The sequence below is a fragment of the Stenotrophomonas sp. YJH_SMC_57 genome (genome assembly GCF_059369755.1).
Window position 1 is genome coordinate 1 of the sequence record NZ_JCAFSZ010000007.1, and the last position, 24,950, is coordinate 24,950.

Here is a 24,950-nt window from a genome sequence, read left to right on the forward strand (position 1 = left end):
GCGGCATTTTCCGTAGGTGCCGAGCTTGCTCGGCACACCGACAGCGTTTCCGGTCGCAGCGTTTGCGTGCAGTGCCGACCAAGGTCGGCATCTATCGGGAGTCTGCCCGCCGGAACGAAAATGCCGCCCTTGCAGGCGGCATTTTCCGTAGGTGCCGAGCTTGCTCGGCACACCGACAGCGTTTCCGGTCGCTGCGTTTGCGCGCAGTGCCGACCAAGGTCAGCATCTACCGGAAGTCTGCCCGCCGGAACGAAAATGCCGCCCTTGCAGGCAGGATTTTCCGTAGGTGCCGAGCTTGCTCGGCACACCGACAGCGTTTCCGGTCGCTGCGTTTGCGTGCAGTGCCGACCAAGGTCGGCATCTACCGGGAGTCTGCCCGCCGGAACAAAAATGCCGCCCTTGCAGGCGGCATTTTCCGTAGGTGCCGAGCTTGCTCGGCACACCGCATGACCGCGTGCTTTTTCGCTTTTGTAGAGTCGAGCCATGCTCGACTGCTTGCATGGAGTCGAGCATGGCTCGACTCTACAGAAGGCGGTCGAGCACGCTCGACCTCTACCAGAGCGGAATGCCCGGCTCACACCGTCGCCGTCGGCCGCACCACGATTTCATTCACGTCCACATCCGCAGGCTGCTCGATCGCAAATCTTACGGCGCGGCCGATCGCATCCGGTTGCAGGGCGATCGCGCGGTAGCCGACCATCATCTCGGCCGCGGCCGGATCGGTGATGCTGTCGGCCAGCTCGCTTTCCACCACGCCAGGATGGATGCAGGTCACCCGCAGCTCGCGGTGCTCCTGCCGCAGGCCGTCGGAAATCGCGCGCACCGCATACTTGGTCGCGCAGTAGACCGCTGCGGTCGGCACGACCGACAGCGCGCCGACCGAGGCGATGTTGATGATCTGGCCGCTGCGCTGGGCGATCATGCCGGGCAGCACGGCAGCGATGCCGTACAGCACGCCACGGATGTTCACGTCGATCATCCGGTCCCATTCCTCCACCTTCAGCGAGCCCATCAGGGACAGTGGCATCACGCCGGCATTGTTGACGATGACGTCGATTGAGCCGAAGCGTTGCCGGGCGGCTTCGGCGAACGCCTCCACCTGCGCGCGCCGGGTCACGTCCAGGGCATGCACCAGCACCTCGGCCCCCTGCTGGCGCAGCTCGCCGGCCAGCGCCTGCAGACGGTCCAGGCGGCGGGCACCCAGTACCAGGCGTGCCCCCGGTTGCGCGAGGGAGCGGGCTATGCCGGCGCCGATGCCGCTGGAGGCGCCGGTGATGAGGATGGTTCGGGAAAAGGCCATGGCGTTGTCTCTGAAGGGTAGGGAGTGCCGGGGTGTGCCCGGTGTTGCCACGGTAGACGGCGCACCTTGTCGCGATAAGATGGCGACTGCTGATCACCTTGTTCAGAAGTGCTAATCAATGGCCGTCGATCTCAACGCTCTCGCCGTGTTCCAGCGGGTGGCAGACTGCCGCAGCTTCACCGCCGCGGCCGATCAACTCGGCGTGACCCGTTCGGCGGTCAGCCAGACCATCGCAAAGCTGGAGCAGTCGCTGGGCATCGCCCTGGTGCTGCGCACGACCCGCAGCGTCAGCCTCACCGATGCCGGGCAGGCGCTGCTGGTCTCGGTCAGCCCTGCGCTGGCGGAACTGGGCGATGCGCTCGAGGCCAGCCTGCGCCGCCAGGCCGTCGTCTCCGGGCAACTGCGGCTTGCCGTGTCCTCCATTGCCGAGGCGTTCCTGGCCGGCCCGATGCTGGCGGCATTCGCTGCGCGCTATCCCGCGCTGCAACTGGACATCACCGTGACCGATGAAGCGTTCGATATCGTCGGCGCGGGCTTCGATGCAGGCGTGCGTCTGGGCGAGGTCATTGCCCAGGACATGATCGCGGTGCCGGTATCGGCGCGGCAGCGCCAATTGGTGGTGTGCTCGCCGGGCTATCGTGATGCCCATGCGCTGCCGGCGCACCCACGGGAACTGGCCAGCCATCGCTGCATCGGCTGGCGCAGTGCGCCGGGCAGGGCGCCCTATCGCTGGGAGTTCGAAGAGCGGGGCCGTGAATTCAGTGTCGATGTGCAGCCGGAAATCACCAGCAACGACATGGGCGTGATGGTCAGGCTGGCGCTGGCCGGCGCAGGCCTGGCCATCGGCATGGAAGAGACCTGGCGGCCGTGGCTGCAACGCGGTGAGCTGGTGTCCGTGCTGGACGCGTATTGCCCGCGGTTTGCCGGATTCTTCCTGTACTACCCCAGCCGTCGCCAGGCCGAGCCGAAACTGCGCGCGCTGGTCGAGCACGTGCTGTCCGAACTGTAGAGTCGAGCCATGCTCGACTGTTTTCCGGAAGTCGAGCTTGGCTCGACTCTACATAGGCGCAATAGGCGCAGTCGAGCATGGCTCGACTACAGACGGCATCATGCTGCCGGCGCGGCAACCTTCTCCAGGATCCGCTTGCCGCTGCTCTCCAGCGCGGCGTCTTCCTGCGCCTTCTGCTGCTGTGCCAGCTTCGCGCCCGGGCACTGCGCCAGCATGTAGTTGGCGTCGAAGTTGAGCTTCTCGACCAGGAAGTCGACGAACGCACGCACCTTCGGCGAGACCAGGCGGCCACCGGCGAACACGGCGTTGAAGTCCACCTCCGGGCCGGTCCAGCCGGCCAGCACGCGGCGAACCATGCCGGACTCGACGAACGGTTTGGCCATCACATCGCCAGTCAGCAGCAGGCCTTCGCCGCACACCAGCGCGCCGTTCAGTGCAGACATGTCATTGGCCGTCATCAGCGGTGTGACCGGGAAGTCACGCAGTTCGCCGCCGTTCTCGCCCAGCTGCCAGGTGAAGCGTGGCGAGTTGCCGGTGTGGTACGGCTTGCGCATTGCCAGGATGCGATGGAACTGCAGCTCTTCCGGATGCAGCGGCTCGCCATAGCGTTCGATGTAGGCCGGGCTGGCGAACACCTGCGTGCGCAGGCTGCCGAGCTTGCGCGCGACCAGGTTGGAATCGGGCAGGGCACCCACGCGCAACGCAAGATCCGCCTCGCCTGCAATCAGGTCCAGCTTCTCGTTGCCCATGTGCATGTCCAGGCGGATCTCCGGATACTGCGCATGGAACTGGCCCAGCAGCGGTGCGATCCAGGTGATGCCGATGGAGTAGGGCACGGTGAAGCGCAGCCAGCCGCGCGGGCCGGACTGCAGTTGGCTCACCGCGCTCTCGGCCTCTTCAAGCTCGCGTGCGATGCGTTGGCAATGCTCGTGATAGATCGAACCGGCTTCGGTCAGGCCAAGGCGGCGCGTGGTCCGGTGCAGCAGGCGCGCGCCCAGGCGCGTCTCCAGTTCCTGCACTTTGCGGCTGACCGTGGTCTTGGGCAGGCCGAGCGATTTGGCAGCGGCAATGAAGCTGCCTTGCTCGACCACCTTGACGAAGATCAGCGTCTCATTGAGATCGTGGGACATGGTCAGGGATCCTGGACGTCGGGGATGGGACAATCGTGACAGAACGATTGGACCGGGAACGGGATGATTATTCCCCTTAATCAGGACTAATCAAGTAAAGGTTTGAGGTCTATCGTGGCGCCATTCGTTATTTGGAGCCCGTCCGCCATGAGCCTGCGCAACATTCTTGCCCGTCTCCGGAACGCCGGCCAGAACACCCTGGACCTGGCGATGACCGTTGAAGCCCGCCCGAGTTCCTTGGTGCACAAGGATTTCCGAGAGTTTACCGCGCCCATGCGTCAGCAGCGTGGCGGCGTCATCCGCCTGGCCCCGCATAAGGGTGACCGGCTGCGTCGAATTGGGACTATCCCGGATTTGGGAGGAAATGTCCCGTGAATGGGATGCTGACGCCCGAAGTCCTGGTCCTCGGCGGCACCGGCGCCGTGGGCCAGGGTGTGGTCGGCGCATTGCTGGAAGCCGGCAGCCCGGTGCTGGTGGTCGGTCGCGATCCGGGCCGGCTGGGGGCACTGCACGAACAGTTCGCCGATGAGCCGGGCCTGGAAACGCTGCTGGGCTCGCTCAGCGATGATGGTTCGGCACGCACGCTGGCCGAGCGCATCGCGCAGCGGCCGCGTCCGTTGGCAGCGGTCATCGCTGCGATGGGCGGCCCCTACCGCCGTGGCCGCGTGACCGATCGCAACGGTGACGAGCTGATGGGCGCAATGCAGGCCGACCTGATGCCGCACGTGCATGCGGTGCGCCACCTGCTGCCGCTGCTGCAGGACAACGTGCACGCGCGCCGCTACGTGATGATCGGCAGCCCGGCCAATGCCAAGCCGTGGGCGGGCTACGGCGAGACCTCGATCACCACCGCCGCCCTGCGCATGTATGCGCAGGTGGTGCATCAGGAAGCGCAGGCGCTGGGCGTGCGTGCGCAGATGCTGGAAGTCTGCAGCCCGGTCTGTACCCCGGCCAACGCGGCCAACGCCTGCATCGAGTGGCCCAGCTCGCTGCTGGTCGGCCGTCGCGTGGTCTCGCTGCTCGATGGTTGCCGCGACAACCGCGCCATTGTCCGTTGCGACAGCAGCGATGCCGAACTGCCGCGCCGCCTGCTGCACCTGGAAGTTCCCCCGCTCTGGCGCGATACCGCAGGCGTTGCTTGACCTCGACCATGGTTGAGGTCGCAGTATGCGCCGCCGATTTTCGCAACACCTTTTCATATAGCTGTACCACCCCTCCGTACGGATGCATGCCATGACTTCCCCCAATACCACCCCACATCGTTTCGGCCATCGCATCGCGATGGTCGGCGTGTCGATCCTCGCCGCGGCCGTGCTTGCAGCCTGCAGCGGCGGCCATGCCGAAGAAGCCGGTGCACCGCCGCCGCCGCAGGTCAGTGCCGCGCCGGTGCTGGTCAAGCAGGTCAGCCAGTGGGACGAGTTCAGCGGCCGCGTTGAAGCGGTGCAGAGCGTTGAACTGCGTCCGCGCGTGTCCGGCTACATCGACAAGGTCAACTATGTCGAAGGCCAGGAAGTGAAGAAGGGCGAAGTGCTCTTCACCATCGACGCGCGCAGCTACCAGGCCGAGTACGATCGTGCCGCCGCCGAACTGGCCCGCGCCCGCACCCAGGCCACGCTGGCCCGCAGTGAGTCCGAGCGTGCCAAGCGGTTGTCCGAGCAGCAGGCGATCTCCACCGAGACCGCCGAGCAGCGTCGCGCTGCCGCGGACCAGTCCGGTGCCGCCGTGCAGGCGGCGCAGGCCGCGCTGGACGCGGCCCGCCTCAACCTGGAGTTCACCAAGGTGCGTGCCCCGATCGACGGCCGTGCCGGCCGCGCGATGGTCACCGCCGGCAACCTGGTCACCGCCGGCGACAGCGCCAGTGTGCTGACCACGCTGGTCTCGCTGGATACCGTGTTCGTCTACTTCGATGCCGACGAAAGCACCTTCCTCCGTTACGCGCAGATGGCACGCAAGGGCGAGCGCCCGAGCGAGCGTGACAGCGATCTGCCGGTGAAGGTCGGCCTGTCCGGTGAAGAAGGCTACCCGCACTCGGGCAAGGTCGACTTCCTCGACAACCAGGTGGCCCGCAGCACCGGCACCATCCGCGTCCGCGCGCTGCTGGACAATGCCGACCGCCAGTTCACGCCGGGCCTGTTCGCCCGCGTGCAGCTGCTCGGCAGCGGCCAGTTCCAGGCCATGCTGATCGATGACAAGGCCGTGCTGACCGACCAGGACCGCAAGTACGTCTACGTGGTCGACAAGGATGGCAAGGCGCAGCGCCGCGACATCCAGCTCGGCCGTACCGCCGAAGGCCTGCGCATCGTCGAGCACGGGCTGGCTGCCGGTGACAAGGTGATCATCGACGGCGTGCAGAAGGTTTTCATGCCGGGCATGCCGGTGCAGGCCAAGGCCGTGGCGATGCAGCCACAGGCCGCGCCGGCACCGGGCCGCGATGCCACCGCCGCACTGAACCACTGATCCGCCGTCTCCTGATCCGCGTTTCCGCTTAGCTGCCGGCGCCAGCGGCAGCCTTCCCTGCCTTCGTCATATCGGCGAGGGGCAGGGTGGCTGTTGCCCGCCGACGGCATTTCCCAGGAATTCCTCCATGGACTTTTCCCGTTTCTTCATCGACAGGCCGATCTTCGCGGCGGTGCTGTCGATCGTGATCTTCGCCGCAGGCCTGATCACGATTCCAATCCTGCCGATCAGCGAGTACCCCGAAGTGGTGCCGCCGTCGGTGGTGGTGCGCACGGTGTATCCGGGCGCCAACCCCAAGGTCATTGCCGAGACTGTTGCCACGCCGCTTGAAGAAGCGATCAACGGCGTCGAAGGCATGATGTACCTGAAGTCGGTCGCCGGCTCCGATGGCGTGCTGCAGATGACCGTCACCTTCCGCCCGGGCACCGACCCGGACGCGGCGGCGGTGAAGGTGCAGAACCGCGTGGCGCAGGCGCAGGCGCGCCTGCCCGAGGACGTGCGCCGGCAGGGCGTGACCACGCAGAAGCAGTCGCCGACCTTCCTGATGGTGGTGCACCTGACCTCGCCGCAAGGCAAGTACGACACCCTGTACCTGCGCAACTACGCACGCCTGCACGTCAAGGATGCGCTGGCGCGTATTCCAGGCGTGGGTGACGCGCAGATCTTCGGTGGCGGCGACTACGCCATGCGCGCCTGGCTGGACCCGGACAAGGTGGCTTCGCGCGGCCTGACCGCCAGCGACGTGGTGCGCGCCATGCGCGAGCAGAACGTGCAGGTCTCGGCCGGCCAGCTCGGCGCCGAACCGCTGCCGAACAGCCAGTTCCTGACCCTGATCAACGCCCAGGGCCGGCTGAAGACCGAAAAGGAATTCGGCGACATCGTGCTCAAGAGCGGCGCCGATGGCGAGATCGTGCGCCTTGCCGACGTGGCCCGGCTGGAACTGGGTGCTGGCGACTACACGCTGCGCTCGCAGCTGGACGGCAAGAACGCGGTCGGTATCGGTATCTTCCAGTCGCCGGGTGCCAATGCACTGGAGATCCGCGACCAGGTCATCTCGACGATGGACGAGATGCAGAAGACCATGCCGGCCGACGTGAAGTACGAAGCGGTGTACGACACCACCATCTTCGTGCGCGACTCGATCAAGGCCGTGGTCTCCACGCTGCTGGAAGCCATCGCGCTGGTGGTGCTGGTGGTGATCCTGTTCCTGCAGACCTGGCGTGCCTCGATCATCCCGTTGATCGCGGTGCCGGTGTCGGTGGTCGGTACCTTCGCTGCGCTGTACCTGCTGGGCTTCTCGATCAACACGCTGAGCCTGTTCGGCCTGGTGCTGGCGATCGGCATCGTGGTCGACGATGCGATCGTGGTGGTGGAGAACGTCGAACGCAACATCGAGGAAGGCCTGTCGCCCACCGCGGCGGCCCACCAGGCCATGCGTGAAGTGTCCGGCCCGATCGTGGCGATCGCGCTGGTGCTGTGTGCCGTGTTCGTGCCGATGGCCTTCCTGTCCGGTGTCACCGGGCAGTTCTACAAGCAGTTCGCGGTCACCATCGCCATCTCCACGGTGATCTCGGCGATCAACTCGCTGACCCTGTCGCCGGCCCTGGCCGCGCGCCTGCTGAAGGCCCACGGTGCGCCGAAGGATGGCCCGAGCCGCCTGATCGACCGCCTGTTCGGCTGGGTGTTCCGTCCGTTCAACCGCTTCTTCAAGTCCAGCTCGGAGAAGTACGAGCGTGGCGTGGCCCGCATCCTCGGCCGTCGTGGCGCGGTGTTCGTGGTCTACGCGATCCTGCTGGTCGGTACCGGCGTGATCTTCAAGCTGGTGCCGCCGGGCTTCATCCCGACCCAGGACAAGCTGTACCTGATCGCCGGTGTGAAGCTGCCGGAAGGCTCGTCGATCGCGCGCACCGATGAAATGCTGCGCAAGGTCGCCAAGATCGCCCAGGAAACCGACGGCGTGGCCCACACCATTTCGTTCCCGGGCCTGAACGCGCTGCAGTTCACCAACACGCCGAACACCGGTGTGGCGTTCATTCCGCTCAAGCCGTTCGCCGAGCGTCATGGCCGTACCGCCGCGCAGATCAATGCCGAGATCAACCAGAAGATCGCTGGGCTGCAGGAGGGCTTCGCGTTCGCGATGATGCCGCCGCCGATCCTCGGCCTGGGCAACGGCAACGGCTACCAGATGTTCATCGAGGACCGCGGCAACCTGGGTTACGGCGCACTGCAGAATGCCGTGCAGGCGATGCAGGGCACCGTTGCGCAGACCCCGGGCATGGCCTTCCCGATTTCCAGCTACCAGGCCAACGTGCCGCAGCTGGATGCGGAAGTGGACCGCGTCAAGGCCAAGGCGCAGGGCGTGCAGCTCACCGAGCTGTTCGACACCCTGCAGACCTACCTCGGTTCGGCCTATGTCAATGACTTCAACCAGTTCGGCCGGACCTGGCAGGTGATCGCCCAGGCCGACGGTCCGTTCCGCGAGACGGTCGAGGACATCGGCAAGCTGCGTACCCGCAACGACCGTGGCGAGATGGTGCCGATCGGTTCGATGGTCACCATCAAGCAGACCTTCGGCCCGGACCCGGTGCTGCGCTTCAATGGCTATCCGGCAGCGGACCTGGCCGGTGAAGCCGACCCGCGCCTGCTGTCGTCGGCCGAGGCGATGAACAAGCTGACCGAGATTGCCGGCAAGGTACTGCCGGTGGGCATGACCACCGAATGGACCGACCTCAGCTACCAGCAGGCGACCCAGGGCAAGGCGGCCTTCATCGTGTTCCCGGTGGCGATCATGCTGGCCTTCCTGGTGCTGGCCGCGCTGTACGAAAGCTGGTCGCTGCCGCTGGCAGTGATCCTGATCGTGCCGATGACCCTGCTGTCGGCGCTGTTCGGCGTGTGGCTGACCGGTGGTGACAACAACGTGTTCGTGCAGGTCGGCCTGGTGGTACTGATGGGCCTGGCGTGCAAGAACGCGATCCTGATCGTCGAATTCGCCAGAGAGCTGGAGATGGGCGGCAAGGGCATCGTCGAAGCCGCGCTGGAAGCCTGCCGCCTGCGTCTGCGCCCGATCGTGATGACCTCCATCGCGTTCATCGCCGGCACCGTACCGCTGGTGCTGTCGCACGGTGCAGGCGCCGAAGTGCGCTCGGTGACCGGTATCACCGTGTTCGCCGGCATGCTGGGCGTGACCCTGTTCGGCCTGTTCCTCACCCCGGTGTTCTACGTCGCCCTGCGCAAGTTCGTCACCCGCAACGGTGGTGGCCAGCTGGTGCAGCACGGCGAGCCGACCATCCATCACTGACATGGAACCCCGTCGCCGCCGGTCAGTGGCCGGCGGCGGCTTTCCCCTCACAAGGCATGAATCCATGAACACCCATCAGAACAAGATCGCGCTGGTTACCGGCGCTACCCGTGGCATCGGTGCCGAGACTGTGCGCCAGCTGGCGCAGGCCGGCGTGCACACGCTGCTGGCCGGCCGCAAGCGCGAGACCGCCGTGGAGCAGGCGCTGAAGCTGCAGGCCGAAGGCCTGCCGGTGGAAGCCATCCAGCTGGACGTGACCGATGCAGCGAGCATCGCCGAGGCGGTCGAGCAGGTGCGCCAGCGCCATGGCCGCCTCGATATCCTGGTCAACAACGCCGGCATCATGATCGAGAACCCGGCGCAGGCCCCCTCGGAACAGTCGCTCGATACCTGGAAGCGCACCTTCGATACCAACGTGTATGCGCTGGTGGCCGTGACCCAGGCGTTCCTGCCGCTGGTCAAGCAGGCCAAGTCCGGGCGCATCGTCAATGTGTCCAGCATGCTCGGCTCGCAGACCCTGCACGCGGATCCGGCGTCGGGCATCTACGACTTCAAGATTCCGGCCTACAACGCCTCCAAGGCGGCAGTGAACAGCTGGACCCTGAGCCTGGCCTACGAACTGCGCAACACCCCGATCAAGGTCAACACCGTGCATCCGGGTTACGTGAAGACCGACATGAATGGTGGCAACGGCGAAATCGAAATCAGCGAAGGCGCACGCTCCAGCGTGGAAATGGCGCTGATCGGCGAATCCGGCGCCAGCGGCAGCTTCACCTACCTGGGCGAGGTGCTGCCATGGTGATCCGCACGTTGGCGATGGCCGTCTCCAGCCTGGTGCTGGCGGGCTGTGTCAGCGTCGGCCCGAACTACAAGGCGCCGGTGCAGGAGCCGGTCGTCCTGCAGGGCGCACAGCAGCCGGTGTTCACCAGCACGTCGCCGGTGGCCAGCTGGTGGGCGCAGTTCGATGATCCGGTGCTGGAAGAACTGGTGCATGGCGCACTGTCGGACAACCTCGACCTGCGCGTGGCCGTCGCCCGCGTCAGCCAGGCCCGCGCGGTGTTCGTCGAAAGCCGTTTCGACCAGGCCCCGCACATCACTGCTGGCGGCAGCTACGACCGCCGCAAGCAACCCGATCCGCAGCTGGGTGGGCAGCGGGTGTTCAGTGAAAGCTACCAGCTCGGCTTCGACGCCGGCTGGGAGCTGGATCTGTTCGGCCGCAAGCGCCGCGCTGCAGAAGCCGCGCGTGCCGACCTCGATGCCGAGCAGGCCAACCTCGCCGACGCGCAGGTGCTGATCGCCGCCGAGGTAGCACGCAACTACTTCGAGCTGCGCGGTACGCAGAAGCGCATTGCGGTGGCCCAGCACACCCTGGTCAATCTGCGCGACACGCAGAAGCTGACCGAGGCGCGCTGGGAGCTCGGTGCCGGCAGCGAACTGGACGTGCAGAGCAGCCGTGCCCGCCTGAAGGCGATCGAGGCTGACATTCCGCTGCTGGAAGTGGCCGAGACACAGTCGCGCAACCGCTTGGCGGTGCTGCTGGGGCAGCGCCCGGAAGTGCTCACCGCGATGCTCGCACCGCACGAGGTGCCGGCGTTCGCCAAGGCATTACCGCTGGGCGATACCCGCGAACTGCTGCGCCAGCGCGCCGACGTGCGCGTGGCCGAACGTCGCCTGGCCGCTGCCACCGCACGCGTCGGCGTGGCCACCGCCGATCTGTTCCCGCGGCTGTCGCTGTCCGGTTTCGTCGGCTTCCTGGGTGGCGATGCCAGCGGTCTGGTCAACGGCAACAACAAGGCCTGGTCGCTGACCCCGTCGCTGAGCTGGGCGGCGTTCGATTTCGGCACCGTCCGTGCACGCCTGCGTGCCAGCAAGGCCGAGGCCGAAGGTGTGGCCGCGCAGTATGAGCAGGCGGTGCTGCTGGCGTTGGAAGACACCGAGAACGCACTGACCCGCTACTCCAAGCAGCAGGCGCGGCTGGCGATCGTGGTCGAACAGGCGCAGGCGGCGCGGCGTGCCGAATCGCTGGCGCAGATCCGCTATCGCGAGGGCTCGGAGGACTTCCTGACCCTGCTGGACGCGCAGCGCACGCAGCTGGCCGCCGACGATGCATTGGCCGCGGCCGAGGCAGAGGTGAATGTCAGCGTGGTGGGTGTGTACAAGGCACTGGGCGGCTGGGGACAGTCGCCGCAGGCGCCCAGCGTGGCGCAGCTGCAGTAACCCCGAGGGGACGGAGGCAGTAGCGTCCGTCCCCTTCCTGGTTCAGGGCCAGTGAACGACAGCCGGGAAGGGGGCCGATGTCTTCGGCGATCAGGTGCTGGCCGTCGCCGCTGAATCCGCAGTTCGGCAACCGGGGCCGGGTAGCGCGATGCAGGCTGTGGACGTTGTCACAGTCATGACGTTTCTGACTCTGCCGGAAGCCGTGTCCGCCGTGTAACTAGTGGGGCAGGCTCTTGGGAGGACAGGTGATGACCGATGGCAAACGGGATACCCAGCGCATGTTGTTCGGAGATCCGGGGCCACCCGGCGCAGGGCTTTCGGTGGCAGTGGTGGTGCTGATGGTGCTGGCGGCGATGGCCGCAGCGATCGGATTCATACGGCTGCCGGATCCGCTGCTTGGCCTGGGACTGATCGGCGTGGCCGTGTTTCTCGCCGTCGGCGCCCGCATCTGCCAGGCACGCGACCAGCATCAGGCGCTGTACCGCCTGTTGTCACGGCAGCCGCCACCGTAGCGCGGCTGCCGTGCAGGTTCAGGACTTCGGCCAGTCCAGCTCGACCACCAGCGGGAAATGATCCGACGGCAGCACGCCGTCGATGCGGCGGTCGTCGGTGAGGAAGCTGCGTGCGTGGAAGCCGCGCACCAGCACCCAGTCCAGCTGCACGGTGGCCTTGCCGGTGAAATCATGGAAGGTCAGGCGCGGGCCTTGCGGTGCTTTCACCTGGGGGCGGGTGTCCTGCAGCACGCGGGTGAACGCCTTGTAGGTATCGCCGCCGGGTTCGCTGTTGAAGTCGCCGGTCAGCACCACCGGCAGGTCGGCCGGCAGGGTGGCCAGGCGCTTGCCGATCAGCTCGGCACCCTTCACCCGGCGCGGTTCGTCCTCGTCGCGGTAGGGCAGGTGGGTATCCATGAAGTAGAAGCGACGACCATCCTCCAGGCGCCGGAACAGCGCCCAGGTGACCATGCGCGGATACAGGTTGCCCCAGGTGATGCTGCCGGGTACGTCCGGTGTATCGGACAACCAGAAGTTGCCGGATGCCTCGATGGCCAGCACCTTGCTGTCGTAGAACACGCCCATGTGCTCGTCGCCGCCGCCGCCACGACGGCCTTCGCCGAACCAGCGGTAGCCGGGCAGGTGCTCGGACAGGTAATCGGCCTGTTCCTTCACCAGTTCCTGGGTGCCGATCACCGCCGGATGCGCATCGAGGATGACCTTGACCATCGCATCGCGACGGTCCGGCCAGCGCTTGCCAGGTTCGGTATCGGCCGGGGTGCGGACATTGAACGACATCACTTTCAGCGGCGCGGGCGTGGCCGCCCAGGCGAAGGCAGGCAGAGCAAGTGCCAGCAGCGCGCACAGCGCCCGGCGGTGGAAACGCGGCAACATCGTGGAATCCCTCCATTCCATGAAAACGGTTTCACGGAGCATGCCACGGAAGGCGGGGTAGCGGTATGCCGGGATGGGCGGCTGGCAATGCCGGGCGGGCGCTGAAGGCCCCGCCCGGCGGATCGTGCAGCGGCGATCAGGGATCGTAGATCATCCCGTTCTCGTCACGGTTGTAATGCCCGGTTGCCTCGCGGGTGCCGTTGTCGTAGACCACGTACGACGTGCAGCGCTGGTGGTACACGTTGCCTGCGAAGCGGAAGGGCACGCATTCTTCCTGGACCTCGACGACTTCGGCGGCTGTCGTGGTGGCGACGGGGGCCAGCGAAGCCAGCGCCAGCAGGGCCACCCACGATCCAACTGACAGAATCTTCTGCAGCTTCATGCAAACGCTCCTTGTCAAGAATGGATTACATCAGATACGGATTGCCGTACTCGTCGATCCAGTATTCGGTGAGGAAGATGTCGCCGTCCGCATCGGGCAGGGTCACGATGCAATGCTGGTGGATGCGATAGCGCTCCACTTCAAACGGTTCGCAGCGCGTCACGCTGCCCGGCGGGCTGGTTACCCCGGCAAGGGCGTTGCCGGTCGACGTCATTCCGGCGAACGCCACGGTCAGTGCGGCCATCGAGGCCAGGTGCAGTTTCATGGTCATCATCCTTGTGTCTGCAATCGCGCATCTGCGCGTTGTCGTGCAACGTCCCGCGGCACGTCACGCTGACGTGCGGGAGTTGCTGCATGCGCGCCGGCCCGCTGGGCGACCCGGCGCATTTCCCCGGCTCAGTCGCGCAGGTAGGGGTTGCCGTACTCGTCGATCCAATACTCGGCTGTGTAGACGTTGCCGAATTCATCGGTGTAGGTTTCCGTGCAATGGTGGTGGACGCGGTTGCGGTCCACATTCACCGGCACACAGGAAACATTCTCTCTCGGGACCCCTGTGTTGGCGTCCGCCACCGGTGCCAGGGTTGCAGTGGCCACCACCAACGCGGCCATCGCGGCCAGTTGCAGTTTCATAAGCATCATCCTTGCTTCTGCAATCGCGCACATGCGCACGGGGTGTGTATCACGCGATACCCGACCACCGGAAGTGCCTCGCTGCGATCAGTCCTCGATCTCGCCGCGACGAGTTGCAGCGCGTACCGCCTGCGCGGTAGTCGCCACACCCAGGCGCTGGCGTGCATGGCGCAGGTGGTTTTCCACGGTGCGCGCGGAAAGCCCGAGCGTGGCGGCGATCTCCGCCTGGCGACGCCCGGCAGCCACCCAGCGCAGCACCTCGCGCTCGCGCGTGCTCAGCAGGCTTCCGGAAAGCTCTGCGGGAACTTCAGCCAGACGGCGTGCGGCGCGGAATGCTGCGGTTGCAGCAGCCTCCAGCTGCAGGCGTGCGCTGGCGGATGCATTGATGGAGGTGCCTGCGAAACTGATTGCACCCTCCAGCCCAGTGGTACCGAATACCGGCACCTGCAGGCCATGCAGGCCTTCGCCGCGAGGCTGCTTCACCACCTGGTAGCGTTCGCCGCGAACGCCCTGGCGTTTGCTCCAGAAGAACGGCGCGTCGCTGTCCAGCACGTGGCGATTGACCGGGCAGGCGTGCAGATAGCGGGCGAGGTCCGTATCGCTGCCATCGCCGAACCAGTCGCCTTCGATCCAGTACACGCGTTGTGTACCCCGTTCCAGCCCGGTGCCGGTGGCAAACACCAGAACGCGGTCGTAGCCAAGGGGTGCGGCGATGCCGTGCAGTACCGCGCCCACCGCACCCAGCGAGCGGGCGCGTTCCAGCTCGAGCAGCGCCTGCACCAGCGCGGTCATCCGGATCAGTGCCCGGCCAGTGCGTCGAGCAGGGTGCGTGCAGCCAGCTTGCCGAGCGCGTTGCCCGCCAGCGGGCTGTCGCCGGTCAGCAGCAGGCGATCCTGCAGCACGCTGCCATCGATGCCCTCGTTGACGATCTGCACCCCCTGCTGCGCCAGCCGCTCACCGAAGAACCATTGCAGCTGGCCCGGCATGTAGCCGATCTCCGGCGTCTGCCGGTCCATCGCATCAGGGAAGGCGCAGATGCGGTAGCCGCGGAACAGCGAGCCGCCGTCGGCTTCGTCGACGCCTGCGGCCAGCAATGCCGCAGGGCCATGGCAGAGGGTGATGATGTGGCGTTGCTCGGCCATCGCCCAATGCAGCACCGCCTTCACCGCGCGGCTCTGCGGCAGCCCGATCAGCGCGCCGTGGCCGCCGGGAATGAACACCGCCGCATAGTCGGAACCCGCATCCAGTGCGGCCACGACATCGTCCAGCGCCAGCGGCTGGCGGAAGCGCTCTTCATAGCGTTCGTACAGCCCGCCGATCTCCTTGTCGTCGTGCGGGAAGGCCCACCACTCGAACTTGGCGGCGTTGCCCGACAGCGTAGCCACGTCGATGTCGAAGCCCGCCTTGTGCAGGTGATACATCGGCAGCAGGGTTTCCACCGGATGGTTGCCGGTGGAGAACAGATGGCCGTTGGCGGTGGGCAGGTAGCGCTCGTCGGCGGCGATCATCAGCACCTTCCAGCGACCATCGCGGCGTGCATCCGGATAGTCGGCACCGGACAGGTTGCTCTTCGGCGACGTGAACTGCGACAGCGAGTACGGCGACGGAAAGAAGGCATCGCGCTCGGCCGGATCGGGGCTGGGCTGGCGGCTGGGCTCTTGCGTGTTCATGCGGACCTCCTGCGGGATACGTAAGGCCAGCATAGAAGCGTCGATGCGCACGCGCGATGAGGGATTTCCCTCAGTCGCCCGAGGCTATCTGGCGGCCGCCCCGTGCTGCTGCATGTCCTCGTGCAGGATCCGCCGCAGCTCGATGATCGCGGGCGTGGCTTCCTGCACGCTGTGCCCGGACACGATCACCTTCTCCGACACGGCGTTGGGCAGGTGCGAGCTCCAGTACGGCACCAGCCCGTCATCGGTCTTTTCCAGCGGCCCGTCGGCCTTGGCGCGGGCGATGATCGAGTGGTACTGCACCTTGGGCGCCATCGGCAGGTCAGCCACGGCGCGGACGAACGCGTCGTCCTTGTCCAGGTTCTGGATGCTGTTCATCTGGTAGCCGTGCTTGCCATCGTTGCGGTCGACCTGGCCATCGTTGGCGATGGTGGCGACATCCTCCAGCACGGTCAGCGGCAGCCGCACCAGGCGACCGATCCAGCGACCCAGGCGGGTGCCGGCGACGTCGGTGCCACGGTGCGGCGTGGCGATGAACACCACGCGCGACACTTCCGGTTCCGGCAGGAAGGTCAGTACCGGCGCGCCGCGGGTGCGCAGCAGTTCGCGCTGCGCCGGTGTCATCTGCGCAGTGGCCAGCAGGGTATCGACCAGATGGTCACCGGACGAAGAGACCATCAGCCGCGCGATCACCCCGCCCATGCTGTGTCCGACCAGCACCATGTCATGCGAGGCCTGCGCCTTTCCGCTGGGGTCGAAGTGCCTGAGCACGTCGGCCAGCGTGTGGCGCATCGCATCGTGGCTCATCGCGATGGGCATGTTGGTCGGGTAGTAGAACTGCCAGATCTGGAAATCCTCGCGGATCTCGTCGTCGCGCATCAGCTCGTTGGCAACGTTGACCCAGGCTTCCGGGCTGCTGGCCAGGCCATGGATCATCAGCAGCACGCGCCGGTTCGGATCGTAGGGCTGCATCATGTACAGGTGCGGCGTGTCGATGCCGCCTTTGCCGCCGAACAGCGAGCGCAGCGACTGGTGGCTGAAGTTGGATCTCGCCAGCCACAGCGCGTAGCCGGCGGTGAAGTTCGCTGCCAGCGGTACCTCCTGCCCGTGCAGGGTGACTTCGGTGACCTGGTAGGGATCGTGGATCTCCAGTTCCGGCTCGTCGTCGTGCAGCACTTCCCATAGATTCTTTCCGGAGAAGCGCAGCAGCACCGTCATCGACGGCGAAGGCATCTCGCTCCAGCTCTGCGTGGTCGCAGTGGCGGCGTGCGTGGCCGGTGCCGAAGTGGCGGTGGTGCCTGCCGGATCATCCATCACCGCCACCAGCTCGGCGCCGAAGCCGTCGCGGCGGTGCACGCTGCGCAGCGTGCCGGTGAATGACAGCGAAGCGGCCGGCACCAGCTCGGTCGGCGTGCGCGCGTCCAGCGGCGACGCCTCGGTGGAAGGCGCCAGCACGAAGGTCCAGCGGCCCAGCTGGAAATGGCTGGCCTCACTGTGCACGCGGCCGGTCGCGTAGGCGTTGTACAACTGCACCGAGGCTTCCTGCACGGCCAGGTTGTAGTAGTCGCGCACCTGCGTCTGGCGATCTTCGAAGCCCCGCTGGTTGGCGGTGCGTTCGGTGAAGAACAGATAGGCATAGGCCTGGCGTGCGACCTGCATCCACGCGTCCAGGCGCGGTTGGAAGTCGGCGTCCAGTTCGGTGATCGCGGTCTTGGCGCGGCCCGACGCGGAGTACTCGCGCTTGGGGGCGGGCAGGGTCATCGCGTACTGCAGCCACAGTTCGGCCAGGCTCGAACGCTTGTCTTCCTCGCGCACCACGATGCTGCCTTCCATCGCCTCGATGCAGGGCAGGCCGGGCTTGGCACAGACGCCCTCATCGAGGCCGGCCACGCGCAGGGTCTCGGTGGTCGCCGCGCTGAGCTTGCCGGAGGTGAGGATGTCGCCGCGCTTGAGCGCGATGTACTGGCCGGGCGTGACCGAGGCGACCTGCACCGACGGCCCGAACTGGCGCAGCGTCGCGCAACCGCCCAAGCTGAGCAGCACGGTGATGATGAGGGTCGTGCGGCCGATGAAGCCCAAGCCCGTGGTAGCCATACGATCCTCCTGCGCGGTGGCGCCACTCTAGCGTCCGGCCTGTCAAAGCGGAAGATACCGGGCGGTCGGTTTGTGCCTTGAAACCACCGCCATGCAAGCGATTCAGGCATTCGCGTGTGACACTGCGGTGAATGCAGGCATGCAAGGACGGCGATGCGTTGGCATCGGCTATGCCGTGGTAAAGGAGAGGGTGCGTCATCCGGATCATGCAGCCACACTGCCTGCATGAAAAACAGGCACAAAAAAGCCGGAACCCCGTTGATGGAAGATCCGGCTTCTTGCGGCCTCGACAGGCCATACAGATGGTGGAGGTGGGCTCTACCGTAGTTGGGGCGCAGGCCCTTGTGCTGTCATGGTCCGGCTCTATGCAGCGTCCGCGATACCCCCACCCATACCCCCGGTTTCGCCCGTCTGGTCGCGCCGCTCCATCTGATCCTGAATCCAGGAATCGATCTCCGACTCGACCCAGCGCACGGAGCTGCCCAGGTGGACCGGTTTCGGGAACTTCCCGGCCGAAATGCGCAAATACAGGGTCGATTTGGCCATGCCGACCCGGGCCAGAACCTCGGCGCGACGCAGGAGGCGGCTGGGGGTGACTGCGGTGCTCTCGTTCATGCTTCCTCCTTCGGCGCGCCGGCGGCGGCCAGGTTGGTGCCGCAGCAGCGGCGTTTCGATACGGGGGCCATGATCCGGTCAGCTTCGGCCCGGTCCCAACGGGAGAGTTCGATCAGGGCCAGGCCTCGCGCCTCCTTCGAGCGCACGGTGGCTTTGCTGGCCTTCCCGAGCTCTACCCCCGACAGGCTGGCCAACACGTGGCCCACCTCACGGAAGTCGGGCACGTCGGCGCCTTGGAGCAGGTCAGTCAATCTTGAGCATCTTGCGGTTTGGGCCCATGGCAGAATGCAGATAGGCCAACAGGGGGAATTGCAGTTGAGTGGATTTCAGTATCTGGTTCCATGCGTCGAGTGGAGCGATAAATGCAACTTGGACTGGGCTGCTGTCTCTGCGATGGGGGGATGGGTCGCAGCGATCGTCACTTTCTTTGCAGTGTTGCTGCCGTTTCACCAGTATCGCAAGGAGCACCGAGCTCGAAGGGACGCGGAGAATGCTGATGGCGAGGTCGCTGCACTCTCCTGTGTTGCTGTGCTGAGCAGTATTCACACTGGTCTCGAAGTGATACAAGCTGCTCTGAAAGAGCCCGATGGTTTCGACGACTTTGTAGAGAGCCTCGATGCAGTGAGTCGCTTCATAGCGTCTAGCCCGTTGCCGGCTATTCCTCGCTCGGGAGATCTCAATACTGTTCGCGTTGCGATGGCCTCTCTTGACGCGTCGCTTACGACGATCAAGGGCTATGTTGTGACACATAACGAGGGCCTTTTTAATACAGATTCTGTCCGTCAGTATTTGGTTTCCTTGGCTCTCGCTTATCACTTTTTTGATGACGCCGTTGCCGAACTGGACTCCGCGTTCCCGGCTTTCAAGTTTCCCACTGTGCTCACCCCCTTGAAAGAGGAGTGAACTCGGGATAGCGACCTTAGATCGCCACGTTCTGCTCATGGTTTAATTCGGTCCGGGAGATGAGGAATGCTGCGGTAGAAGAAGTCCAAGACCTTTCTTTTTGAGCAATCTTGGACGCTGCTAGGTCCTGCATGCACTGCCTCCTCAACAAGTTGCGGCTTCGGGTGCGAGCGCACGCTGTCGATTGACCGGGGAATGCGGATCGGACGGCCGCCGGCGGCCATGCCGTTGTGGGCGTGCTGGCGACGGGCGCTCATGCCGCGTCCCTCATCAGCGCCATCCCCAGCGCTTTCGCGGTGCGGTTGGGCACTGCGTTACCGAGCTGCTTGGTGATCTCGGTGGCGTTACCGGCGAAGTCGTACACCTCGCCCTCGTCGTCAAACGACGTGGCCCTAGACAGCTCGCGCCAATGCAGCATCCGGTAGTTGATGTCGATGCTGATCTCATCCGCGACGTCTGCTGCAGCTGCGGCCAGGCCCAACTCGCCCCGGTTGGCGCCGGTGATCGTCGGCAGGGGCTCATCCATACCGCGCACCTGATATCCACCGTGGTGGGTCACCGGCATCGTGAACGGTTCGGCCAGCGCCAGGGATTCGGAGCACGTGATGGTGGGCATGGGCTCGCTGGCCGGGCGCATATCGCCGGTTCGGCCAGTGCCCACATTGCCGCGCATCACCACCGGTTCGGCCAGGCCGAAGCGTGCCTTGGTGGTGACCGACGGCACCGGCTCAGCCACGGACTGCGCGGTGACCGTGGCGCCGTAGTACTGCGCCACCAGCGGCACAGCCAGCGCCTGGTCGCCGCCCTTGGCGGTGGTTACGGTCCGGATCGGCTCAGCGGCAGAGCGCGGCACGCCGGCGCTGCTGGTGTTCGAGGTCGGAACGATGATGGGCTCGATCAGGTGCGGCCGCGCGCCATTGCCGCCCGTCGTGATCGTGGGGACCGGGTTATCGACGCTACGCGCGGTCCCTCCGCTGGCAGTGGCCATCACCAGCGGTTCCACCAGCTGTGGCCGTGCACAGCCGGGGCGCTCGGCGCCCGCGCCGCCGGTGGTGATGGTGGGCAGCGGCTGGTCCAGGTCGCGCGCTGCGCCGCGGCTGCTGGTGGCCAGCACCAGCCCGACGTGGCCGCCGCCGGCGGTGAGCGTGGGCAGCGGTTCATCGGGAGACTTTGCCGTGGACTGGAGGTGCTGCTCGCTAGTCCCGCGCAGGTGGACCAGCACAGGATCCGCGCTGACCAGGTCCAGAGCCACAGCTTCGGCGCGGCTGAACACCAATCGCGGGGCTTGGCCGTCGAGCAGGGCCTGCACGGCATCGATGTAAGGCCGGGGCCAGCTGTACTTCACTGCACCGGCGAGGATCCGCCGCAGGGTGTTTGGCTTCAACGGCTTCGTGCGGGTGAAGATGCTCTTGCCGGTCATCGTCCAGTCGATGACCTCGCGCGCACCGCGCCAGCGTGGCCGGCTGCCCAGCAGGTCGGTACCGCCCACGCGGTCGTGAGTGGGCTCGGGCCAGGACAACCGTTTTCCGTCGCTGCGGCCGATCAGGAAGAACCGTCGGCGGGTCGTGGCGTCGCCGAAGTCGGCGCAGCAGACGACCTTCCAATCCACCTTGTAGCCCACGGCCTCCAGCGCGGCAACCCACGCGCGGAAGTACTCGCCGCGGCGCGATTTGATCGGCCGGCCAGTGACCAGACTGCACGGGCCCCAGTCCATGAACTCCGGCACGTTCTCCACCAGCACGCGGGCGACGCGCAGCTCGGTGCACCAGCGCACGACGTGCCACGGGTCCATGCGCTGCTGGTCGTGCACCGGCCGGCCGCCGCGTGCGCGGCTGTGGAACACGCAGGACGGTGCCGCGGTGAGCAGGTCCAACCTGCCCTCGGGAACGATGGTCAGCGGCAGCGCAGATTCCAGGTCCGCGCAGTGGATGCGGTCGGCGTGTTCCTTGTGATTGCGACGGTTGGTTTCGATGGCGACCGGCCAGTGGTTCACGCCGATCATCTGGACCGGCAGGCCCAACTGGCGCATGGCGCGTGCGGTGCCGTTGGACAAGCCGCCGGCGCCGCAGAACAGGTCGGCCACCAGCATCGGGCGGGTCTTGCGTGCTACGTGGATCTCTGGGGCGCGGGAGCCGTCAGCCATGGTGTTCTCCTGTGAGTTCGGCGCGTAGCTGCTCAACGCGCGTGCGCCAGTAGTCGATGGTTTCGTCGCTGCTGCTGCGCAGCGTTTCGTGGTGCCCAAGGGCAGTTGCAGCGGTGACCAGGTCGGTAACCAAGCCCGGCCGCGTGGCGCTGGTGCTGCCGCCGGCGCGCAGCTCGGCCACCTCGGCCTGCAGCTGCTCGATGCGCTCGTTGGCCTGAGTCAGCCACTGGCGATAGGCGTCCTTCGTCGGCTGCCGCATGCGGGCCGGGATTCCCGGGTCCTCGGGCGCCGGCACCAGCGCCAGGCCGCTCACCCCCGGGCCTCGCGCCGGGCTTCGGCCAGAATCTCTCGCAGGTCGTCCTGCACCTTGCGGTCTTCGCCCTGGGCGACGGCGGCGGCCAGAGCGCGCTCCAGCGCGTAGACCCGGTCGTTCGGGTGGATGTAGGTCATGGCAGAATTGGCTCCAACATCAGGGAGGATTTATGGCGATTGAGTTTTGTCCGCTTGCGTCGGATGTAGGTAACTGGGCCGACTGGGCCGCAGTTGTGGTGGGGCTTGGCGCAGCAGTGGCAACGATTGCGGTGGCTAAAGCGGCAAACCGTACGTCCAAGCAGGCTGCGGAGATTGCTCAGCAAGCGGCGCTCATCGCTCAAAGGCAACTCGACGTTGCTGTTGAAACTGATGCGTCCAATGCCCGCATCGTTGGCCAGCTGGTTCTGCATGAAGTCGCGGATCTGCCCTGCAGAATCTTTGTAAATCACAAGATGGCAACACGAACGAAGGCCTACGATCTGGAAGGAGAGCTTCGGGGTTTGGACATGGAAACCGTGTTCGAAGCAGTGACAGAGTCGAGCACTTCGTTTCTGCCGGGTGCACAACAGGTGCAGGACCGAATTCATTTGCTCCCCGATAAGCTGGGGGAGCGCTTGGCGATGGTCATTGGTCTTGGAATTACGATGAACAACATTGCGTCGAACATGCTCAAAGGCTTTGAAGTCCGGGTTCTGGATACCAGGTATAAGTCGAAGAGCGTCCGCTACACCGGAAACGAGCGCGACCTTGAGATCTTTCGGGAGTTTCTGGAAAAGTTCTCGAAGGAAAGCATCGAGTTGGCGAAAGCATTTGCAAACTACGTGAACCTGCCCAGTCACGATTTCGAGAACTGGGTAATCCCTTCCAAGTAAACCTTGGTTCACGCAGCTGCCCCCATCGCCACCAGGTCGATGTCGTCCACCTTGTCGCGCAGGTAGCGGCGCGCGCGGCGCAGGCGGCCGGCGATCACCGCACGGTCTTCATGGGCAAAGAAGGTCTCCGCGTGCATGTGCAGCGCACGGCGGTGGTCGCGGCGGTACAGGCGCCAGGTGACGGCGCTGCCATCCATGGTCGGGAACCGACCCCAGGCGAAGCCGAGCGTTTCCTTCGGCGCGCGGCGGGCAATGTGGCGGCTCATGCCTGCGAGCCCTTCTTCCCGCCGCGGCGACCGTGGCCACCTTCGACCACCTGCCGGCGGCTGATCGTCCTCTTGTCGATGCCGCTGGTGCCCAAGACCTGGACCTTGCCGCCGGCGGCCTCGAACCCTGCGAAGTCGCTGGCCAGCTTCTGCCGGTCCTGCTCCTTCTCGCGATCGGTGGCGCCGCTGAAGACGGGCTTCACGTGGATGCTGGTCATGCTGCTGCTCCTTCGTAGACCCAGCGGCGCACGGTCCCGAAAGGGACACCCAGCGCGGCGCTGATCTGGTTGACGGTGTTGCCGCTGGCCCGGAGCTGCCGGGCGCGGCGTTTGGTGGTGACCGGCCAATACCGGCCGTGAGGCTGGCGCGGTACCGGCATCCCTTGGCAGCGGGCCATGTCCTGGACCGCGCGGGGCGAGCGCCCGAGGGCAGCCGCGACGGTCATCGCGTCGCGGCCCTCCATCTGGCGCAGAACCCGCAGTTCGCTGGTGCGCCAAAGTTCCATCAGGCGGCCATCGGGTAGCTGTTGGCCGCATCCTGCAGGCCGTCGATCATGGCCCGGCACATGGCCGGGAACTGCGCCTGGTCGTACAGCTTCGCCGCGCCGGTGGCGTTGATCGGCTTGAAGCCCAGCAGCGCCAGACCATCGGCACTGATCGAGAGCGGGGCGATGCGCGCGTTGATGTCGCCCAGCTTGATCTTGACCACCTCACGCGGCGCGGCGGCCGGTGCCGGTGCGCTGGCCACTGCCGTCGGCGCCGTGCGCACCGGCGCCGCTGCCGGGGCGGCTGCCACCGGCACGTGCTGCTGCTGGGCTGCTGCCGTCTGCGCGGCCTGGGCGGCCTGCTCAGCTGCAACGGCTTCCGCGGCGTCGGCTGCTACCTTCTGCGCGCGGGCCTCCTCCTCCTTGCGGATGCGCTCGCGCTCGGCGTCCAGGCGTTCCTGCTCCGCCTGCCGATGTTCGGAGATCCGGGCAGCAACCAGGTTGCGCAGATCGTCCGGCGCCTTGCTGGCGCACAGCTGCACGCGGTCGGCGAACAAGGTGGCGTAGCCCGGCTGCTCGGCCAGGACGGCGATGTTGGCGCGGATGCGGTCGGCCGCTTGGCTGGCGGTGATCTTGGCATTGGTAGCCACTGCGTCGACCGCATCCTGCATGCTCGAGAACGAGCGCTTGCCCTTGATGGCGGCGGCGATATCAGCCACCAGCGTGGTCGGCATCGGCACGGCATGCGCGCCCAGCGTTTCGTTGATTCCTTGGATGTGGTCGATCACCGCGCGCCGAGCGTTGTTCCCGATCTCGGTACGGCGTTCCTCCTTCCGCTTCGCCACAAGCTTGTCCAGCTCCAGGCGGATCTTGCGCGTTTCGGCGGCCACGTCGTCCATCGTGCGGAACACCGCATCGATGTCTGCCGTCTGGCCCAGCACCTGCTGTTTCGTCGCCTCGATCCGCTCCTCGACGCCCTTGCACCAGCTAACCGTCTTCTCGGCATTGGCGAAGTCCTCATCGGACTGCAGTTCCCGGTTGATCGCGCCCAGCACCGCCAGCGCGTTCTCCTTGAACTCGGCCAGGTTGGAGGCGGTGACCATGCCGGTGACCTGGATGCTCAGCGCCGGCAGGGTCTCTGGAGCGCGGCCGACCGGCACAGGCTCGCTGGCCGGGCCCGGCAAGAAAGCCGCAACGTCTGCCTCCAGTTGCGCCCAGCCTGCGACGATGCGCGCACGCAGCTCCGGGTTCGGCGTGTACCAGCAGTGCCGCTCCTCGACCAGTTCCCAGCCGCCGGAAGCCTGCCGCCACTCGGAAGCCATGAAGAACACGCGCTCGCATTCGGAGACCATCGCTTGGTGCTCCATCTGGATCTGGTACATCAGCGGCAGGTCGGTGCCGGTGCAGCCGTCGAACATGGCATCGCGCAGCGTCTGGTTCAGGCGCTTGTGCTCCCAGGCGATGTCCTCCAGCAGCGTCAGACCGTCAAAACTGGCCGAGTACTTGCCGGCCACGCCAGTGACCGGGTAGAGATCCTCGCCGACCAGCTGCTCGGCAATGGCACGGGCCTGCGCCTCAAACTCATGGCCCGGATCGATGACGCGCTCCTGCACGAAGTCGCTGAACTCGCGCGGCACGCCTGCAGCCAGCTCGCGGATCAGATCGGTGCGGGAGTGGTTCGTGGAGGCACCGAGCATCGCCGGCGCGTCGCTGGCGTTAAGGTGCTGCGCGCGGTGCGCATGCCATTCCGGGGTGCCCTGGATCAGGTTCACGGTGCGCATGC

The 24,950-nt window shown here is 66.1% G+C and carries 29 protein-coding genes; 10 read left to right on the forward strand and 19 right to left on the reverse strand.

What is annotated here, in order from left to right:
- Both AC5P7U_RS10550 and AC5P7U_RS10555 read right to left on the reverse strand, forming a co-directional pair.
- The coding region (locus tag AC5P7U_RS10550; protein ID WP_495221066.1) for a hypothetical protein at positions 1–485 on the reverse strand (485 nt) is incomplete at its 3' end.
- An 89-nt stretch (positions 486–574) separates the two neighbouring features.
- On the reverse strand, positions 575–1,300 hold the full coding sequence (locus AC5P7U_RS10555; RefSeq protein WP_495221067.1) for an SDR family oxidoreductase: 726 nt from the start codon (positions 1,298–1,300) through the stop codon (positions 575–577).
- Positions 1,301–1,418: 118 nt separating this feature from the next.
- On the opposite strand from AC5P7U_RS10555, the gene AC5P7U_RS10560 reads away from it, so the two are divergent.
- Positions 1,419–2,309 carry a LysR substrate-binding domain-containing protein gene (locus AC5P7U_RS10560; RefSeq protein ID WP_197564399.1) on the forward strand — a complete coding sequence of 297 codons (891 nt, stop codon included), beginning with the start codon at positions 1,419–1,421 and terminating at the stop codon, positions 2,307–2,309.
- A gap of 98 nt (positions 2,310–2,407) precedes the next feature.
- On the opposite strand, the gene AC5P7U_RS10565 is transcribed toward AC5P7U_RS10560, so the two are convergent.
- On the reverse strand, positions 2,408–3,439 hold the full coding sequence (locus tag AC5P7U_RS10565; RefSeq protein ID WP_006433556.1) for a LysR family transcriptional regulator: 1,032 nt from the start codon (positions 3,437–3,439) through the stop codon (positions 2,408–2,410).
- 147 nt (positions 3,440–3,586) lie between these two features.
- Here AC5P7U_RS10565 and AC5P7U_RS10570 point away from each other — a divergent pair, with 147 nt between their 5' ends.
- The 7 genes from AC5P7U_RS10570 (at position 3,587) to AC5P7U_RS10600 (ending at position 11,923) form a co-directional block, all read left to right on the forward strand.
- Positions 3,587–3,814, forward strand: coding sequence for a hypothetical protein (locus AC5P7U_RS10570; RefSeq protein ID WP_049456214.1), 228 nt, complete (start codon positions 3,587–3,589; stop codon positions 3,812–3,814).
- Positions 3,811–4,581, forward strand: coding sequence for an SDR family NAD(P)-dependent oxidoreductase (locus tag AC5P7U_RS10575; RefSeq protein WP_495221068.1), 771 nt, complete (start codon positions 3,811–3,813; stop codon positions 4,579–4,581). Before AC5P7U_RS10570 ends, AC5P7U_RS10575 begins: the two co-directional genes overlap by 4 nt.
- Before the next feature lie 91 nt (positions 4,582–4,672).
- A complete protein-coding gene (locus tag AC5P7U_RS10580) occupies positions 4,673–5,896 on the forward strand; it encodes an efflux RND transporter periplasmic adaptor subunit (RefSeq protein WP_040008003.1) in 1,224 nt (407 codons plus the stop codon).
- A 127-nt stretch (positions 5,897–6,023) separates the two neighbouring features.
- Complete coding sequence (locus AC5P7U_RS10585) at positions 6,024–9,194, forward strand: efflux RND transporter permease subunit (protein WP_197564396.1); 3,171 nt, start codon at positions 6,024–6,026, stop codon at positions 9,192–9,194.
- Between the two features lie 64 nt (positions 9,195–9,258).
- Positions 9,259–9,996: an SDR family oxidoreductase gene (locus AC5P7U_RS10590; protein ID WP_006433769.1), complete on the forward strand. Its 738-nt coding sequence runs from the start codon at positions 9,259–9,261 to the stop codon at positions 9,994–9,996.
- Positions 9,990–11,411, forward strand: coding sequence for an efflux transporter outer membrane subunit (locus AC5P7U_RS10595; protein ID WP_008265700.1), 1,422 nt, complete (start codon positions 9,990–9,992; stop codon positions 11,409–11,411). The genes AC5P7U_RS10590 and AC5P7U_RS10595 overlap by 7 nt, the downstream gene beginning before the upstream one ends.
- Positions 11,412–11,659: 248 nt before the next feature.
- Positions 11,660–11,923: a hypothetical protein gene (locus AC5P7U_RS10600; protein ID WP_008264756.1), complete on the forward strand. Its 264-nt coding sequence runs from the start codon at positions 11,660–11,662 to the stop codon at positions 11,921–11,923.
- A gap of 18 nt (positions 11,924–11,941) precedes the next feature.
- Here the strand turns inward: AC5P7U_RS10600 and AC5P7U_RS10605 are convergent, their stop codons facing one another.
- From AC5P7U_RS10605 to AC5P7U_RS10645, 9 genes are all read right to left on the reverse strand, one after another.
- On the reverse strand, positions 11,942–12,796 hold the full coding sequence (locus AC5P7U_RS10605; RefSeq protein WP_197564395.1) for an endonuclease/exonuclease/phosphatase family protein: 855 nt from the start codon (positions 12,794–12,796) through the stop codon (positions 11,942–11,944).
- A gap of 136 nt (positions 12,797–12,932) precedes the next feature.
- Positions 12,933–13,178, reverse strand: coding sequence for a hypothetical protein (locus AC5P7U_RS10610; protein ID WP_049456790.1), 246 nt, complete (start codon positions 13,176–13,178; stop codon positions 12,933–12,935).
- Between the two features lie 25 nt (positions 13,179–13,203).
- Positions 13,204–13,443: a hypothetical protein gene (locus AC5P7U_RS10615; RefSeq protein ID WP_006433850.1), complete on the reverse strand. Its 240-nt coding sequence runs from the start codon at positions 13,441–13,443 to the stop codon at positions 13,204–13,206.
- A gap of 131 nt (positions 13,444–13,574) precedes the next feature.
- Entirely contained in the window at positions 13,575–13,808 is a 234-nt protein-coding gene (locus AC5P7U_RS10620) for a hypothetical protein (RefSeq protein WP_006433851.1), read from the reverse strand.
- Between the two features lie 87 nt (positions 13,809–13,895).
- Positions 13,896–14,600 carry a PA1136 family autoinducer-binding transcriptional regulator gene (locus AC5P7U_RS10625; protein ID WP_006433852.1) on the reverse strand — a complete coding sequence of 235 codons (705 nt, stop codon included), beginning with the start codon at positions 14,598–14,600 and terminating at the stop codon, positions 13,896–13,898.
- Positions 14,601–14,605: 5 nt separating this feature from the next.
- Complete coding sequence (hchA, locus tag AC5P7U_RS10630; RefSeq protein ID WP_006433853.1) at positions 14,606–15,478, reverse strand: glyoxalase III HchA; 873 nt, start codon at positions 15,476–15,478, stop codon at positions 14,606–14,608.
- Positions 15,479–15,562: 84 nt separating this feature from the next.
- Positions 15,563–17,572 carry an esterase/lipase family protein gene (locus AC5P7U_RS10635; RefSeq protein ID WP_197564394.1) on the reverse strand — a complete coding sequence of 670 codons (2,010 nt, stop codon included), beginning with the start codon at positions 17,570–17,572 and terminating at the stop codon, positions 15,563–15,565.
- Between the two features lie 363 nt (positions 17,573–17,935).
- Complete coding sequence (locus tag AC5P7U_RS10640) at positions 17,936–18,187, reverse strand: helix-turn-helix transcriptional regulator (RefSeq protein WP_495221069.1); 252 nt, start codon at positions 18,185–18,187, stop codon at positions 17,936–17,938.
- Positions 18,184–18,438: a hypothetical protein gene (locus AC5P7U_RS10645; RefSeq protein WP_495221070.1), complete on the reverse strand. Its 255-nt coding sequence runs from the start codon at positions 18,436–18,438 to the stop codon at positions 18,184–18,186. The genes AC5P7U_RS10640 and AC5P7U_RS10645 overlap by 4 nt, the downstream gene beginning before the upstream one ends.
- A gap of 64 nt (positions 18,439–18,502) precedes the next feature.
- Here AC5P7U_RS10645 and AC5P7U_RS10650 point away from each other — a divergent pair, with 64 nt between their 5' ends.
- Positions 18,503–19,090 carry a hypothetical protein gene (locus tag AC5P7U_RS10650; protein WP_495221071.1) on the forward strand — a complete coding sequence of 196 codons (588 nt, stop codon included), beginning with the start codon at positions 18,503–18,505 and terminating at the stop codon, positions 19,088–19,090.
- A 253-nt stretch (positions 19,091–19,343) separates the two neighbouring features.
- Here AC5P7U_RS10650 and AC5P7U_RS10655 read toward each other — a convergent pair whose 3' ends face one another.
- The 3 genes from AC5P7U_RS10655 to AC5P7U_RS10665 are packed head-to-tail and all read right to left on the reverse strand — an operon-like array spanning position 19,344 to position 21,683.
- The gene (locus AC5P7U_RS10655; RefSeq protein ID WP_495221072.1) at positions 19,344–21,233 is read right to left on the reverse strand and encodes a DNA cytosine methyltransferase; all 1,890 of its coding nucleotides are present in this window, start codon (positions 21,231–21,233) and stop codon (positions 19,344–19,346) included.
- Positions 21,226–21,492 (reverse strand): hypothetical protein, encoded by a 267-nt coding sequence (locus AC5P7U_RS10660; protein WP_495221073.1) that lies wholly within the window; start codon positions 21,490–21,492, stop codon positions 21,226–21,228. Before AC5P7U_RS10660 ends, AC5P7U_RS10655 begins: the two co-directional genes overlap by 8 nt.
- A gap of 50 nt (positions 21,493–21,542) precedes the next feature.
- Positions 21,543–21,683 (reverse strand): hypothetical protein, encoded by a 141-nt coding sequence (locus tag AC5P7U_RS10665; RefSeq protein WP_154583161.1) that lies wholly within the window; start codon positions 21,681–21,683, stop codon positions 21,543–21,545.
- 32 nt (positions 21,684–21,715) lie between these two features.
- Here AC5P7U_RS10665 and AC5P7U_RS10670 point away from each other — a divergent pair, with 32 nt between their 5' ends.
- Entirely contained in the window at positions 21,716–22,417 is a 702-nt protein-coding gene (locus AC5P7U_RS10670; protein WP_495221075.1) for a hypothetical protein, read from the forward strand.
- Between the two features lie 8 nt (positions 22,418–22,425).
- Here AC5P7U_RS10670 and AC5P7U_RS10675 read toward each other — a convergent pair whose 3' ends face one another.
- From AC5P7U_RS10675 to AC5P7U_RS10690, 4 genes are read right to left on the reverse strand one after another with little or no spacing between them, the layout of a single operon-like run.
- Complete coding sequence (locus tag AC5P7U_RS10675) at positions 22,426–22,683, reverse strand: hypothetical protein (RefSeq protein ID WP_495221076.1); 258 nt, start codon at positions 22,681–22,683, stop codon at positions 22,426–22,428.
- The gene (locus tag AC5P7U_RS10680) at positions 22,680–22,901 is read right to left on the reverse strand and encodes a hypothetical protein (RefSeq protein ID WP_495221077.1); all 222 of its coding nucleotides are present in this window, start codon (positions 22,899–22,901) and stop codon (positions 22,680–22,682) included. Before AC5P7U_RS10680 ends, AC5P7U_RS10675 begins: the two co-directional genes overlap by 4 nt.
- The gene (locus AC5P7U_RS10685) at positions 22,898–23,188 is read right to left on the reverse strand and encodes a hypothetical protein (RefSeq protein ID WP_164242555.1); all 291 of its coding nucleotides are present in this window, start codon (positions 23,186–23,188) and stop codon (positions 22,898–22,900) included. The genes AC5P7U_RS10680 and AC5P7U_RS10685 overlap by 4 nt, the downstream gene beginning before the upstream one ends.
- Positions 23,188–24,948: a YqaJ viral recombinase family protein gene (locus AC5P7U_RS10690; protein WP_495221078.1), complete on the reverse strand. Its 1,761-nt coding sequence runs from the start codon at positions 24,946–24,948 to the stop codon at positions 23,188–23,190. The genes AC5P7U_RS10685 and AC5P7U_RS10690 overlap by 1 nt, the downstream gene beginning before the upstream one ends.
- Positions 24,949–24,950 lie beyond the last annotated feature (2 nt).